Origin of the sequence: Actinocorallia aurantiaca (genome assembly GCF_039533685.1) — a bacterium.
In the GTDB taxonomy this organism is placed as follows: Bacteria; Actinomycetota; Actinomycetes; order Streptosporangiales; family Streptosporangiaceae; genus Actinocorallia; species Actinocorallia aurantiaca.
In genome coordinates this window covers 40,194-54,236 of record NZ_BAAATZ010000034.1, presented here as the reverse complement: position 1 = coordinate 54,236, position 14,043 = coordinate 40,194, and the positions used below count along the sequence as shown (strand labels likewise).

General features: G+C 70.2%; 12 protein-coding genes. 3 read left to right on the top strand and 9 right to left on the bottom strand.

The features are described from left to right. Window positions 1–35: 35 nt before the first annotated feature. From gap to ABD327_RS32815, 8 genes are all read right to left on the bottom strand, one after another. Window positions 36–1,040, bottom strand: coding sequence for a type I glyceraldehyde-3-phosphate dehydrogenase (gap, locus tag ABD327_RS32850; protein ID WP_344456594.1), 1,005 nt, complete (start codon window positions 1,038–1,040; stop codon window positions 36–38). A gap of 283 nt (window positions 1,041–1,323) precedes the next feature. Continuing rightward, the gene (gene whiA / locus ABD327_RS32845) at window positions 1,324–2,304 is read right to left on the bottom strand and encodes a DNA-binding protein WhiA (RefSeq protein WP_344456592.1); all 981 of its coding nucleotides are present in this window, start codon (window positions 2,302–2,304) and stop codon (window positions 1,324–1,326) included. A gap of 55 nt (window positions 2,305–2,359) precedes the next feature. Then, the gene (locus ABD327_RS32840) at window positions 2,360–3,334 is read right to left on the bottom strand and encodes a gluconeogenesis factor YvcK family protein (RefSeq protein WP_344456590.1); all 975 of its coding nucleotides are present in this window, start codon (window positions 3,332–3,334) and stop codon (window positions 2,360–2,362) included. 1 nt (window position 3,335) lies between these two features. Next, on the bottom strand, window positions 3,336–4,214 hold the full coding sequence (gene rapZ, locus ABD327_RS32835; RefSeq protein WP_344456588.1) for an RNase adapter RapZ: 879 nt from the start codon (window positions 4,212–4,214) through the stop codon (window positions 3,336–3,338). Next, window positions 4,211–6,184: an excinuclease ABC subunit UvrC gene (gene uvrC / locus ABD327_RS32830; RefSeq protein WP_344456586.1), complete on the bottom strand. Its 1,974-nt coding sequence runs from the start codon at window positions 6,182–6,184 to the stop codon at window positions 4,211–4,213. Before uvrC ends, rapZ begins: the two co-directional genes overlap by 4 nt. A 53-nt stretch (window positions 6,185–6,237) precedes the next feature. Continuing rightward, window positions 6,238–6,639 (bottom strand): Rieske (2Fe-2S) protein, encoded by a 402-nt coding sequence (locus tag ABD327_RS32825; RefSeq protein ID WP_344456584.1) that lies wholly within the window; start codon window positions 6,637–6,639, stop codon window positions 6,238–6,240. A 60-nt stretch (window positions 6,640–6,699) separates the two neighbouring features. Next, window positions 6,700–7,434, bottom strand: coding sequence for a hypothetical protein (locus ABD327_RS32820; RefSeq protein WP_344456582.1), 735 nt, complete (start codon window positions 7,432–7,434; stop codon window positions 6,700–6,702). 56 nt (window positions 7,435–7,490) lie between these two features. Then, window positions 7,491–8,117 carry a hypothetical protein gene (locus tag ABD327_RS32815; RefSeq protein WP_344456579.1) on the bottom strand — a complete coding sequence of 209 codons (627 nt, stop codon included), beginning with the start codon at window positions 8,115–8,117 and terminating at the stop codon, window positions 7,491–7,493. A gap of 64 nt (window positions 8,118–8,181) precedes the next feature. Here ABD327_RS32815 and ABD327_RS32810 point away from each other — a divergent pair, with 64 nt between their 5' ends. From ABD327_RS32810 to ABD327_RS32800, 3 genes are all read left to right on the top strand, one after another. After that, window positions 8,182–8,772 (top strand): TetR/AcrR family transcriptional regulator, encoded by a 591-nt coding sequence (locus tag ABD327_RS32810; protein ID WP_344456576.1) that lies wholly within the window; start codon window positions 8,182–8,184, stop codon window positions 8,770–8,772. A gap of 172 nt (window positions 8,773–8,944) precedes the next feature. Then, window positions 8,945–11,782: an excinuclease ABC subunit UvrA gene (gene uvrA / locus ABD327_RS32805; protein ID WP_344456574.1), complete on the top strand. Its 2,838-nt coding sequence runs from the start codon at window positions 8,945–8,947 to the stop codon at window positions 11,780–11,782. A gap of 181 nt (window positions 11,783–11,963) precedes the next feature. Beyond that, window positions 11,964–13,448, top strand: coding sequence for a M28 family metallopeptidase (locus ABD327_RS32800; RefSeq protein ID WP_344456572.1), 1,485 nt, complete (start codon window positions 11,964–11,966; stop codon window positions 13,446–13,448). A 66-nt stretch (window positions 13,449–13,514) separates the two neighbouring features. On the opposite strand, the gene ABD327_RS32795 is transcribed toward ABD327_RS32800, so the two are convergent. Further along, window positions 13,515–14,030: a methylated-DNA--[protein]-cysteine S-methyltransferase gene (locus ABD327_RS32795; RefSeq protein WP_344456570.1), complete on the bottom strand. Its 516-nt coding sequence runs from the start codon at window positions 14,028–14,030 to the stop codon at window positions 13,515–13,517. Window positions 14,031–14,043 lie beyond the last annotated feature (13 nt).

Sequence of the window (14,043 nt, the reverse complement as noted above, 5' to 3'; positions counted from 1 at the left end):
GGCCGGGGACCGGCCGCCATCACGATGAGATCGCCCTACAGGCTCGAGCCGACGAGCTTGACGAGGTCGACGAGGCGGTTGGAGTAGCCCCACTCGTTGTCGTACCAGCCGACGACCTTGACCTGGTTGCCGATGACCTTGGTGAGGCCGGAGTCGAAGATGCAGGACGCCGGGTCGGTCACGATGTCGGAGGAGACGATCGGGTCCTCGGTGTAGTGCAGGTAGCCCTTGAGCGGGCCCTCGGCGGCGGCCTTGAACGCGGCGTTGACCTCTTCGACGGTGGTCTCGCGGGCGAGGGTGACGGTGAGGTCGGTGGCCGAGCCGGTGGGGATCGGCACGCGCAGCGCGTAGCCGTCGAGCTTGCCCTGCAGCTCGGGCAGGACCAGGCCGATGGCCTTGGCGGCGCCGGTGGAGGTCGGGACGATGTTCAGCGCGGCGGCGCGGGCGCGGCGCAGGTCGCTGTGCGGGGCGTCCTGGAGGTTCTGGTCCTGGGTGTAGGCGTGGATGGTGGTCATCAGGCCCTTCTCGACACCGAAGGTGTCGTTGAGGACCTTGGCCAGCGGCGCCAGGCAGTTGGTGGTGCAGGACGCGTTGGAGATGACGGTGTGGGCCGCCGGGTCGTACAGGTCGTCGTTGGCGCCCAGGACGATGGTGATGTCCTCGTTCTTCGCCGGGGCGGAGATGATGACCTTCTTGGCGCCGTTCTCGGCGTGCACCTTGGCCTTGTTGGCGTCGGTGAAGAAGCCGGTGGACTCCACGACGATGTCGACGCCGACCTCGTTCCAGGGGAGGTTGGCGGGGTCGCGGTCCGCGAAGACCTTGATGCTCCTGCCGCCCACGACGATCTCGCCCGAGCCCGCCTTGACCTCCTCGGGGAAGCGGCCCAGGATGCTGTCGTACTTGAGCAGGTGGGCGAGGGTCGCGGTGTCGGTCAGGTCGTTGACCGCCACGATCTCGATGTCGGCGCCGCTGGCCTTAACGGCGCGGTAGAAGTTGCGGCCGATCCGGCCAAAGCCGTTGATTCCTACTCGGATGGTCACGACTCTCCTCAAGCGTTACGTCTACTAGCCAGGACCCGGACGCGCCCTGTTCCAGCCCGACCCTACCGAACGGGCGACGTGAACTCCGCCACTGGCAGGGGGTGAAGGGACGGGTGAGCGCACTACCCCGGACCAGGGGAGATGCCGTCCCCGAAGGAGTGATCGAAAAGGTCTAGACCGTATTGGTATAGAGGATTGGTCCAGACCAAGCGCGTGAGCAGGAGGGCTCTTCCCGTCAGCCCCGCGGCCTCGGAGGAGTGACGCGGGGCTGACGGGAAGTCCGTCACTGTACGAGCATGTCCGGGGTGAGATTCGCCTCTGTCCCGGGAAGTCCGAGATCGGACGCGCGCTTGTCGGCCATCGCGAGCAGCCTCCGGATCCGCCCGGCGATCGCGTCCTTGGTCAGCGGCGGGACCGCCAGCTGTCCCAGTTCCTCCAGCGACGCCTGCTTGTGCTCCAGCCGCAGCCTCCCGGCGGCGATCAGGTGCTCGGGCGCGTCGTCGCCGAGGATCTCCATCGCCCGCGCCACCCGGGCGCCCGCCGCGACCGCGGCGCGGGCCGAACGGCGCAGGTTGGCGTCGTCGAAGTTGGCCAGCCGGTTGGCCGTCGCCCGGACCTCGCGGCGCATCCGCCGCTCCTCCCAGGCGAGCACGCTGTCATGGGCGCCCAGCCGCGTCAGCATCGCGGAGATCGCATCGCCGTCCCTGACCACCACCCGGTCCACCCCGCGCACCTCGCGCGCCTTGGCGTGGATCTTGAGCCGCCGGGCGGCGCCCACCAGCGCCAGCGCGGCCTCGGGCCCCGGGCAGGTGACCTCCAGCGACATGGAGCGCCCCGGCTCGGTCAGCGAGCCGTGCGCCAGGAACGCGCCCCGCCACGCCGACTCGGCGTCGCAGGCCGCGCCCGCCACCACGTGCCGGGGCAGGCCGCGCACCGGCCGCCCGTGGTTGTCGATCAGCCCGGTCTGACGGGCCAGGGACTCTCCCTCCCTGATCACCCGCACCACGTACCGGTTGCCCTTGCGCAGCCCGCTGGGCGCCAGCACGATGACGTCCGAGGTGTGGCCGAAGACCTCCGCGACGTCCTTGCGCAGCCGCCGGGCGGCCGAGCCGGTGTCGAGCTCCGCCTCGATCACGATCCTCCCGCTGACCAGGTGCAGACCCCCCGCGAAACGCAGGATCGTGGACACCTCGGCCTTGCGGCAGCAGGGTTTGAGGATGGGCAGCCGGCTCAGCTCGTCCTTCACCACGCCGGTCATCGCCATGGGCATTCCCTTCTTCCCCCGCCGGCACGGCTTTGACCGTGCCCGTCAGACAGCTTCACCAGTGTCCCGGATTCCGCGGCCCACCGGCGCCGGTGGAGAAGATCTGTACGAAAGCTTGGGCGAGCAGCGCCGGATCATGGCGGGGAGAGCCGTCCTGCATGGCGACCTCGGCCAGCAGCAGGGAGCCGCCCAGCTCCTGCACCGCCTTGTCGAGCACCTCGGGCTCCTCCACCACGCCGGAGTCGGCCAGCACCACGTCGATCCTCAGATCGGGCGCGTGCCGGGCCAGCACCTCCAGGTGGGCCTGCTGGGAGAAGTCGTCGGTCTCGCCGGGCTGCGGCGCCAGGTTCAGCGCGACCGCCCGCCGGGCCTTCGTCTCCACCAGGGCCCGCTGCAGCTCGGGCACCTTCAGGTGCGGCAGCACGCTGGTGAACCAGGACCCGGGCCCGAAGACGACCCAGTCGGCCTCCTCGATGGCCTGCAGCGCCTGCGGGCTGGCCGGCGGGTCGGGCGGGACGAGCGAGACGCCCAGCACCTTGCCCGCGGTGCCGGCGCAGGCGACCTGGCCGCGCACCTGGGTGATCACGTCGGGCAGCTCGGGGTCGGCGCCCAGCACGTCGGCGACGATGTCCAGCGGGACCGTCGCCATGGGCAGCACCCGGCCCTGCGCGCCCAGCAGCCTGCCGACCCAGCCGAGACCCTCGACGGTGTCGCCCAGCAGCTCCCACAGCGCGACGATCAGGAGGTTGCCGACGGCGTGCTCGTGCAGGCCGCCCTCGCTGCGGAAGCGGTGCTGGATGACCTCACTCCACGTGCGGCCCCACTCATCGTCGCCGCACAGCGCGGCCAGGGCCATGCGCAGGTCACCGGGCGGGATGACGCCCAGCTCCCGGCGCAGCCGCCCGCTGGAGCCTCCGTCGTCGGCGACGGTGACCACCGCCGTGAGCCGGTCGGTGACCGTGCGCAGCGCGGAGAGGGAGGCGTAGAGGCCGTGGCCTCCCCCCAGCGCGACCACCTTGGGGTTCTTCAACTCATTCCCTGCCGAGGTCTCGGTGGCCGACCTGGACGTCGATCCCCTCGTCGCGCAGCCGCTGGCCCAGCTGCTCGGCCATCGCCACGCTCCGGTGCTTGCCGCCGGTGCAGCCCACCGCCAGCGTCACGTAGTGCTTGCCCTCGCGCTCGTACCCGGCGGTCAGCAGGCGCAGGACCTCGGTGTAGGAGTCCAGGAACTCCTTGGCGCCGCGCTGGCCCAGCACGTAGTCGCGGACCCCGGCGTCCCTGCCGTTCTGCGGGCGCAGCTCGGGGATCCAGTGCGGGTTGGGCAGGAACCGGCAGTCGACGACGAGGTCGGCGTCGACGGGCAGGCCGTACTTGTAGCCGAAGGAGACGACGGTCGCGCGCAGGCTGGACTCGTCGCCCGGCTCGCCGAAGTAGCCGACGACCTTGGCCCGCAGCTGGTGCACGTTCAGGTTGGAGGTGTCGACCACCAGGTCGGCCTCGGCCCGGATCTCCAGCAGCAGGGCCCGCTCCTGGGCGATGCCCTCGACGATCCGCCCGTCGCCCTGCAGCGGGTGCGGCCGGCGCACGCTCTCGAAGCGGCGCACCAGCACCTCGTCGGCGGCCTCGAGGAAGAGCACCCGGGGCCGGACCCCGCGCTGCTCCAGGTCCTTGATCGCCGACTCCAGGTCGGAGGTGAAGGCCCGGCTGCGCACGTCGACGACGACCGCGATGCGCGGCACCGCGTTCTGCACCCGGCCGCCCAGGTCGGCCATGGTGGCCAGCAGCCCGGGGGGCAGGTTGTCGACCACGAACCAGTCCAGGTCCTCCAGCGCCTTGGCCGCGGTGCTGCGCCCGGCACCGGACATCCCGGTGACGATCACTATGTCCGGAAGATGTGCTCCGGTGGTCATCCCACTCCCCCTTGGAGGGCCTTCACGATGGTCTCCGCTGTCTTGAGCCCGATTCCGGGCACCTCCGCGATCTGCTCGGCCGAGGCCTCCTTCAGCCTGCTGACCGAGCCGAAGTGCTTCAGCAGCGCGGTGCGGCGGGCCGGCCCCAGCCCGGGCACGGTGTCGAGCTCGCTGGTGGTCATGCGCTTGGAGCGCTTCGCCCGGTGGAAGGAGATCGCGAAGCGGTGCGCCTCGTCCCGGGCGCGCTGCATCAGGTAGAGGCCCTCGCTGGCGCGCGGCAGGATCACCGGGTCCTCCTCGCCGGGCAGCCAGACCTCCTCCAGCCGCTTGGCCAGGCCGCAGACGGCGACGTCGTCGATCCCCAGCTCGTCCAGGGCCCGCTGGGCGGCCGCGACCTGCGGCGGACCGCCGTCGACCACCACCAGGTTCGGCGGGTAGGCGAACTTGCGGGGCCTCCCGGTCTCGGGGTCCAGCGGGCCGTTCCGCTCGTCGCCCTCGTCGCCGAAGCCGTAGGAGGCCAGCAGGCCCTCGCTGCTCTCCCCGGTGATGCCCTCCGGGGAGAGGTCGCCCGCCTTCTGCGACTCGGCCAGGTAGCGCTTGAACCGGCGGGTGAGGACCTCGTGGATGGAGCGCACGTCGTCCTGGCCCTCGAACGTCTTGATCGTGAACCGGCGGTACTCGGACTTGCGGGCCAGCCCGTCCTCGAAGACGACCATCGAGGCGACCACGTCGGTGCCCTGCAGGTTCGACACGTCGAAGCACTCGATGCGCAGCGGCGCCTGGTCCAGGCCCAGCGCCTCCTGGATCTCCTGGAGCGCGCGGCTGCGGGCGGTGAGGTCGGAGGCGCGGCGCAGCCGGTGCTGGCGCAGCGACTCCCGCGCGTTGTGCTCGACCGTCCCCAGCAGGTCCTTCTTGTCGCCGCGCCGGGGCACCCTGATGCGCACCTGGCCGCCGCGCGCGTCCGACAGCAGCCTGTTCATGGCCTCGACGTCCGGCGGCTCCTCGGGCACCAGGACCTCGCGCGGCACCGCGTCGTTCTCGCCGTAGCACTGCAGCAGGAAGTCCTCGACGAGCTCGCCGGTGGTGCGCTCCTCGACCAGGTCGACCACCCAGCCGCGCTGGCCCCGGATGCGCCCGCCCCGCACGTAGAACACCTGGACGGCGGCCTCGAGCTGGTCGCGGGCGAAGGCGACCACGTCGCAGTCGGTGCTGTCGCCCAGCACGACCGACTGCTTCTCCAGCGCCCGCTCCAGGGCCTTGAGGTCGTCGCGGCGGCGGGCGGCCGTCTCGAACCGCTCCTCCTCGGCGGCGGCGTACATCTCCTGCTCCAGCCGCTTGAGGAAGCGGCCGGTGTTGCCGGCCATGAAGTCGCAGAAGTCCTCGGCCAGTGCCCGGTGCTCGGCCTGGCTCACCCGCCCGACGCAGGGCGCCGAGCACTTGCCGATGTAGCCGAGCAGGCAGGGGCGGCCGATCTGCCCGTGCCGCTTGAAGACCCCGGCGCTGCAGGTGCGCACGGGGAAGACCCTCAGCAGGAGGTCGACCGTCTCGCGGATGGCCCAGGCGTGGGAGTAGGGGCCGAAGTAGCGCACGCCCCGCCGCCTGGCGCCCCGCATGACCGTCACCTTGGGGAAGTCCTCGTTCAGGGTGACGGCCAGGTAGGGGTAGGACTTGTCGTCCCGGTAGCGGACGTTGAAGTGGGGGTCGTACTCCTTGATCCAGGAGTACTCCAGCTGGAGCGCCTCGACCTCGGTGCCCACCACCGTCCACTCCACGGACGCCGCGGTGGTCACCATGTTCTGGGTCCGGACGTGGAGGCCCGCGTGGTCGGCGAAGTAGGAGTTCAGCCGGGCCCGCAGGTTCTTGGCCTTGCCCACGTAGATGACCCGGCCGTGCTCGTCACGGAACCGGTAGACCCCCGGGGTCTCTGGGATCGTCCCGGGGGCCGGTCTGTAGGACGCGGGATCTGCCACCCCGTCAGACTAAGGGTTCAGATGACCGCAGCGCAGCGAGGACCATCCGAACCTCAGAGGACGACCACGGCTCCGTTCTTGACCTCCGCCGGGTACTCCCTCAGCCCGGTCTTGGCCGGGCCCTTCTTCACCGAGCCGTCGGTGATGTCGAACTCGCTGCCGTGGCAGGGGCAGTCGGCGAGGCCGTCCTTGGGGGTGCTCACCCCGCAGCCCTGGTGGGGGCACCTGGAGGTGAAGACCTTGAAGACGCCCTCGGTCGGCTGGGTGACCAGCAGTTTCAGCTCCCCGTTCAGCCTTCCGCCGCCGACGGGGACGTCGGCGACCTTGGCGGCCTCCTTGCCGGAGAGGTTGACGGGGGTCTCCGGCCCGCTGCCGCCCGCGCAGCCGGTGATCCCCGCCAGCCCGGTCAGACCGGCCACCCCCAGCGCCGCACGTCGTGTGAGTTGTTCAGACATGCGACCATCTTGGCCGACGGTTTCCGATGCCCCGCACCGGGTCGTCCCGCGACCGGAGGCTCAGTACCTGGCGGTCTTGCTCACGGCCTTCTTCGTGCCGGTGAACACCGCGCGGTAGGTGCCCTTCTTGTTCGCCTTGGCCTTGGCGGTGCCGTTGGCCGAGGTCAGCGCGGACGCCACGCGCACCCACTTGCCCTTCTTCTTCAGCTCGAAGTAGACGCGCTGGCCGCCCCAGGTGGCCTTCTTCCCGTTCAGGGTGTGGGTGAGGACGACGTTCAGCCTGCCCTTCTTGGCGCCGAGCCGGCCGAACTTCGAGGCGCCCAGCCTGCCCACCCGGGCGGGGATCAGGACGTCCTGGCCGCGGTCTTCGGTGGCGAAGTGGTCGTTGCGGCTGGCCAGGACGCACTTGACCTTGGTGCAGTCCAGCCCCTCGCCCTTGGCCGCCACGGTCAGCTTCACGCTGAAGGTCCCCTTGGCGCTCAGCTTGGAGGCCCCCATGGACTGGGACAGCGCCGAGCCGCTCACCCAGGCCTGCGAGGTGCCTTCCCGGCCGCCGTAGCAGGGACCGGGCTTCTGGCCGGCGCCGTTGTCCTGGCACAGGGCGACGTAGACGCCCTTCTTCGGGTCGTATCCGGAGCCCTTCACCGTGACCGCGGTCCGGCCTGTGGGGGCGACGACGTCGGTCGAGACCGTCAGCTTGGGCTTCTTGCCCTTCTCGGTCTGCGCCAAGGCGGTTCCGGGCATCATCGTCGCCATCATCGCCGCCACACCGGCCACTACCAGCACACGCTTCATTCCGAGCTCTCCTCTAACTTAGGTTCGCCTAACTTAATTTAGGTAAGGCTTACCTTTCAAGACAGGGAGCGCTTTTCCCTAGAAGCATCACTCTTGGTGGCATAACGGACACTCGACTCGCCCTTCCCGGCCGTCCGCGCGGATCCCCCGCCGCGGGACCAGAGGTTCTGGAGGACGTCGTAGCCCGTGACGGCCCCGTCGACGATGAGGACCACCGTCCACAGCCCGGCCAGGCTGAGGAACGGCTGGGTCCGCTCGGCGTCGCCGACGTACCAGACGCCCAGCATGAGCAGGGCCGAGCCGACCGCCCAGGCGACCGCGTGCCGCCCGAACTGCACGGCCTCGTACCGGGCGCGCGCGGCGCTCCCCTTCTCCGGCTTGACGGGCCGGGGGGCGCCGTCGAAGCGGTACGCGGCCCAGGCGTCCATGCGCCCGATGATGTGGTGCCCGAAACCGACCGAGACACCCAGATAGACGGCCGCCAGGCCGTGAACGCCCCCCACGTCCCCGCCCCCGCGCAGATCGAGGAAGGTGACCGCCAGCAGGACCAGGTCGACCAGCGGGACGGCCAGCAGCAGCGCGCCGCCCAGGCGGGGCATTCGCAGCGCGTACCGGACCAGCAGGCCCAGGGCGAGGATCACCCAGAAGGCGACCTCGGCTCCGATGATCATCGCGACCAGCATGGGACCCCCAGTTTTCGCACAGCTGTGTTTTTTAGATTAAAACACAGCTGTGCTATAAAAGGCCATGCCCAGGATCGTCGATCACGAGGCCCGGCGCAGAGAGCTCACCGAAGCCCTGTGGCGGGTCATCTATCGCGACGGCATCGAGACGGTGTCCGTGCGGTCCGTCGCGGCCGAGGCCGGCTGCTCCCCCGGCGCGCTGCGCCACTACTTCCCCGAGCAGAAGGACCTCATCGTCTCGGCGATGGACCAGATGAGCGGGCGGGCGGGCGAGAGAATCACCACCCTGGACCCGGCGGGGACACCGGTGGACCGGCTCCTGGCCTACTGCGAGCAGCTCATCCCGATGGACGCCGAGCGCCGCTTCGAGGCGGAGGCCTGGCTCGGCTTCATCACCCGAGCCCGGCGCGACGCCGACCTGAAGGAGCTGTCCACCCGCGTCCAGCACACCCTGCGGGGCTTCCTGTCCCACCTCCTGGACGAACTGGGCTTCGATGTCGGCGAGGCCGTACGACTGCACGCCCTCGTCGACGGGCTCACCCTGCACCTGCTGCTCTATCCCGAGCAGCTCACTCCGGAGAGGGCACGAGAGCAGCTGCGCGCCCACCTCGTCCGGCTGCCCCGGAAGGACGCCGGGGCGGCCGCGCCCCTCTAGCCCCCGGGGACACCCCGGCTTCCGCGTTTCTGTGGCGGACGGGATTCGAACACGTGTACGGTGACGACGGGCGCACCCGGGTTCGGGACGAAAATGTCAGCCCCTCTGGTTAGCCTGTTGGCATCCCCCTTCTTTGTTCAGGGGGTACCTCTATGAGCTGGGGAAACACACCGTGCATGATCGTCTTGTCGTTCGCGGCGCGCGCGAGCACAATCTGAAGGACGTCTCGCTGGACCTGCCTCGGGACTCCCTGATCGTGTTCACCGGGTTGTCGGGCTCGGGGAAGTCCAGCCTCGCGTTCGACACGATCTTCGCCGAGGGCCAGCGCCGGTACGTCGAGTCCCTGTCGGCCTACGCCCGGCAGTTCCTCGGCCAGATGGACAAGCCCGACGTCGACTTCATCGAGGGCCTCTCCCCCGCGGTCTCCATCGACCAGAAGTCCACCTCCAAGAACCCGCGCTCCACCGTCGGCACGATCACCGAGGTGTACGACTACCTGCGGCTGCTGTACGCCAGGATCGGCAAGCCGCACTGCCCCGAGTGCGGCAGGGCGATCTCCCGGCAGTCCCCCCAGCAGATCGTCGACCGGGTGATGGAGCTGCACGAGGGCACCCGGTTCCAGGTGCTGGCCCCGGTGATCCGCGGCCGCAAGGGCGAGTACCAGGAGCTCTTCCGCGAGCTGCAGGGCAAGGGGTTCTCCCGGGCGCTGGTCGACGGGACCGCGGTCCGGCTGGACGACCCGCCCAAGCTCAAGAAGCAGGAGAAGCACGACATCTCGGTGATCGTCGACCGGCTGGCGGTCAAGGACTCCGCCCGGCGGCGCCTCGCCGACTCGATCGAGACCGCCCTGTCCCTGGGCGGCGGCACCCTCATCCTGGACTTCGTCGACCTCCCCGAGGGCGACCCGGGCCGCGAGCGGATGTACTCCGAGCACCTCTACTGCCCGTACGACGACCTGTCCTTCGAGGAGCTCGAGCCCCGCTCGTTCTCCTTCAACTCCCCCTACGGCGCCTGCGCCGAGTGCGGCGGCCTGGGCACCCGCATGGAGGTCGACCCCGAGCTGGTCGTCCCCGACGAGGAGCGCCCGCTGTCCGACGGCGCGGTCGGCCCCTGGTCGGGCGGGCACTTCAGCGACTACTTCCAGCGGCTGCTGCAGGGCCTCGGCGCGGAGATGGGCTTCTCGCTGGACGAGCCCTGGAAGCAGATTCCCGCCAAGGCCCGCAAGGCGATCCTGCACGGCAGCAGCACCCAGGTCCACGTCTCCTACACCAACCGCTACGGGCGCAAGCGCTCCTACTACACCGACTACGAGGGCGTCATCCCGTGGATCCAGCGGAGGCACGCCGAGGCCGAGAGCGACGCCTCCCGCGAGCGCTTCGAGGGCTACATGCGGGAGATCCCGTGCGCGGCCTGCTCCGGCGCGCGGCTCAAGCCGCTGATCCTGGCGGTCACGGTGTCGGACAGGTCCATCGCGCAGGTGTCGGCCATGCCGATCGGCGAGTGCGCCGAGTTCCTGCGCTCCCTGGAGCTCGATGACCGCGACAGGCAGATCTCCGAGCAGGTGCTCAAGGAGGTCAACGCGCGGCTGGGCTTCCTGCTGGACGTCGGCCTGGACTACCTCACCCTGGACCGCGCCTCGGCCACCCTGGCCGGCGGCGAGGCCCAGCGCATCCGGCTGGCCACCCAGATCGGCTCCGGCCTGGTGGGGGTGCTGTACGTGCTGGACGAGCCGTCGATCGGGCTGCACCAGCGCGACAACACCCGCCTGCTGGACACGCTCCTGCGGCTGCGCGACATCGGCAACACCCTGATCGTCGTCGAGCACGACGAGGACACCATCCGGGCCGCCGACTGGGTCGTCGACATCGGCCCGGGCGCGGGCGAGCACGGCGGCCAGGTCGTCGTCTCCGGGACCGTCGAGGACCTGCTGACCTCGGAGCGGTCGCTGACCGGCCAGTACGTGTCGGGACGCCGCTCGATCGAGGTCCCCGCGCTGCGCCGACCGCGCGACAAGGGCCGGGAGATCACGGTCAAGGGCGCGAGTGCCAACAACCTGCAGAGCGTGGACGTGACGTTCCCGCTCGGGGTGTTCACCGCGGTCACCGGGGTGTCCGGCTCGGGCAAGTCCACCCTGGTCAACGACATCCTCTACAACGCGCTGGCCAAGCAGCTGCACGGGGCCAAGACGGTGCCGGGCAGGCACAAGCGCATCCTCGGCCTGGAGCAGCTCGACAAGGTCGTGCACGTCGACCAGTCGCCGATCGGGCGCACCCCGCGCTCCAACCCCGCCACCTACACCGGGGTGTTCGACCACATCCGCAAGCTGTTCGCCTCCACCACCGAGGCCAAGGTCCGCGGCTACCAGCCGGGCCGGTTCTCCTTCAACATCAAGGGCGGCCGCTGCGAGAACTGCTCCGGCGACGGCACGATCAAGATCGAGATGAACTTCCTGCCGGACGTCTACGTGCCGTGCGAGGTGTGCCACGGGGCCCGCTACAACCGCGAGACCCTCGAGGTGCACTACAAGGGCAAGACGATCTCCGACGTGCTGGACATGCCGATCGAGGAGGCCGTCTCGTTCTTCGAGCCGATCACCGCGATCCACCGGCACCTGAAGACGCTCAACGAGGTGGGGCTCGGCTACGTCCGGCTCGGGCAGCCCGCGCCGACGCTCTCGGGAGGCGAGGCCCAGCGGGTGAAGCTCGCCTCGGAGCTGCAGCGCCGCTCCACCGGGCGCACCATCTACGTGCTGGACGAGCCGACGACGGGCCTGCACTTCGAGGACATCCGCAAGCTGCTGGGCGTGCTGAACGGGCTGGTCGACAAGGGCAACACGGTGCTGGTGATCGAGCACAACCTCGACGTCATCAAGACCGCCGACTGGGTCGTCGACATGGGCCCCGAGGGCGGTTCCCGCGGCGGCACCGTGGTGGCGACCGGCACGCCCGAGGAGATCGCGGCGGCGTCCGAGAGCCATACCGGGCAATATTTGGCGAAGATCATGGGTTGATACCACCCGGGTCTCGGAACGGCCACAACTGGCCCAACTACCCTAAGAGATCTTCTCATCACCATTCCTCGCGTTTACGGTCCCTTTACGCCAGTCACTCAGGGATCAACTCGCGAGGAGCCTCACCGTGCGCCACCCCCAGCGCAGGGGTCTGTTTGCCGCCTCTGCCACAGCTCTGATCATGGTCGCCGCCGCGACGTCACCCGTCGCGGCGGCACCCGACCCACAGGCGCAGGCCGCCGCCGTCAAGCCGGACGCGGTCAAGCGCCACCTCCAGGCGCTGCAGGAGATCGCCGAAGCCAACGGCGGCACCCGCGCCTCGGGCACGCCCGGGTACGCCGCCTCCCGCGACTACGTCATCGGCCAGCTGAAGAAGGCCGGATACGAGCCGACGGTGCAGGAGTTCCAGTTCCCGTTCTTCTCGGAGAACTCGACGGCGGTCTTCGAGCAGCTCGCCCCGGACGCGGTCACCTACGCCCCCACCCCGCCGGACGGGAGTTCGGTGGGGGACTTCGTCACGATGGAGTACTCGGGCGCCGGTGACGCGACGGGAGTCGTCCAGCCGGTGGACGTCGTGATCCCGCCGGGCGCCGAGCCCAACTCCAGCACCTCCGGCTGCGAGGCGTCGGACTTCGCCGGCTTCACCGCCGGAGCCGTCGCCCTCATCCAGCGCGGCACCTGCCCCTTCTACGACAAGGCGGTCAACGCGCAGGCCGCGGGCGCGTCCGCCGTGATCATCTTCAACGAGGGCCAGGAGGGCAGGACCGACGTGTTCGGCGGCACCCTCGGCGCCCCCGACGTGTCGATCCCGGTCATCAGCACCAGCCACGCCATCGGCGCGGACCTCGCCTCCCCGGCCGGCACCACGGTCCGGATCAAGACCGACACCACCAGCGAGACCAAGACGACCTGGAACGTGATCGCCGAGACGAAGAAGGGCAGCGCCGCCAACGTCGTCATGTCGGGCTCGCACCTCGACAGCGTCCCGGCCGGGCCCGGTATCAACGACAACGGCTCGGGCAGCGCCGCCCTGCTCGAACTGGCGCTCAAGTCGAACAAGCTCCCGCTGAAGAACAAGCTGCGGTTCGCCTGGTGGGGCGCCGAGGAGAGCGGGCTGCTGGGCGCCGAGCACTACGTCGGGGCGCTGAGCGCCGATGACGCCGCCCGGATCAAGCTGTACCTGAACTACGACATGATCGGCTCGCCGAACCACGTCTACTTCATCTACGACGGCGACGACTCCGACGCGACCGGCGCCCCCGCGGGTCCGGAGGGCTCCGCCCAGATCGAGAAGGTCTTCGAGAAGTACTTCGACCTGCTCCGCCTGCCGCACAAGGGCACCGACTTCGACGGCCGGTCCGACTACGGCCCGTTCATCGCGGCCGGCATCCCCTCCGGCGGCCTGTTCACCGGCGCCGAGGGCATCAAGACCGCGGAGGAGGCCGCCCTGTTCGGCGGCACTGCCGGTCAGGCGTACGACCCCTGCTACCACGCCGCCTGCGACACCGTCGACAACATCAACTACACCGCGCTGAAGGTCAACCTCGGCGCGATGGCCTTCACCGCCTACACCTTCGCCGCCCTCGGCAAGCTCCCCGGCTCCGGCGCCCGTAAGAGCGCCAGGTCCTTCGCCGCTCCCGAAGACCACCACCGTCCCGCCCGCTGACCCTGGATCCGACCCGGCCGGGCCTCCTTCCGGAGGCCCGGCCTTCCGTCTTCCCCGCCCGGCGCGTCAGAAAAGAGGGGCCGGGAGCACGCCTTCCAGGGCCAGGAGGGCGCGTTTGGCGTCGAGGCCGCCGCCGAAGCCGCCGATGTCGCCCGTGGCGGTGACGACGCGGTGGCAGGGGACGACGACGGGGAGCGGGTTGGAGCCCATCGCGGTGCCGACGGCGCGGGAGGCTCCCGGATCGCCCGTCCAGCGGGCCAGTTCGCCGTAGCCGGCGGTCTGGCCGTAGCCGACCCGGGCGTAAAGGAGGCGCAGGACGCGTTCGTTGAAGCCCGAGGTCAGGCGCCAGTCCAGCGGAAGGGTGAACTCGGTCAGGTCGGCGGCGAAGTAGGCCGAGATCTGGGCGGTCGCCTCGCACAGGCCGCCGCGCATGGGCCGCAGGCCGAGCCGGGAGCCGGCCCGATGGGCGTGGTACTCGGCGTCGTGGGCGTGAAAACGCACGTTGACCAGGCCCTGCTCGGTCTCCGCCAGCATCAGCGGACCTATGGGGCTCTGGAGGATGGTCCAGCCGAAACTCTCCACGGTCCCAGCCTAG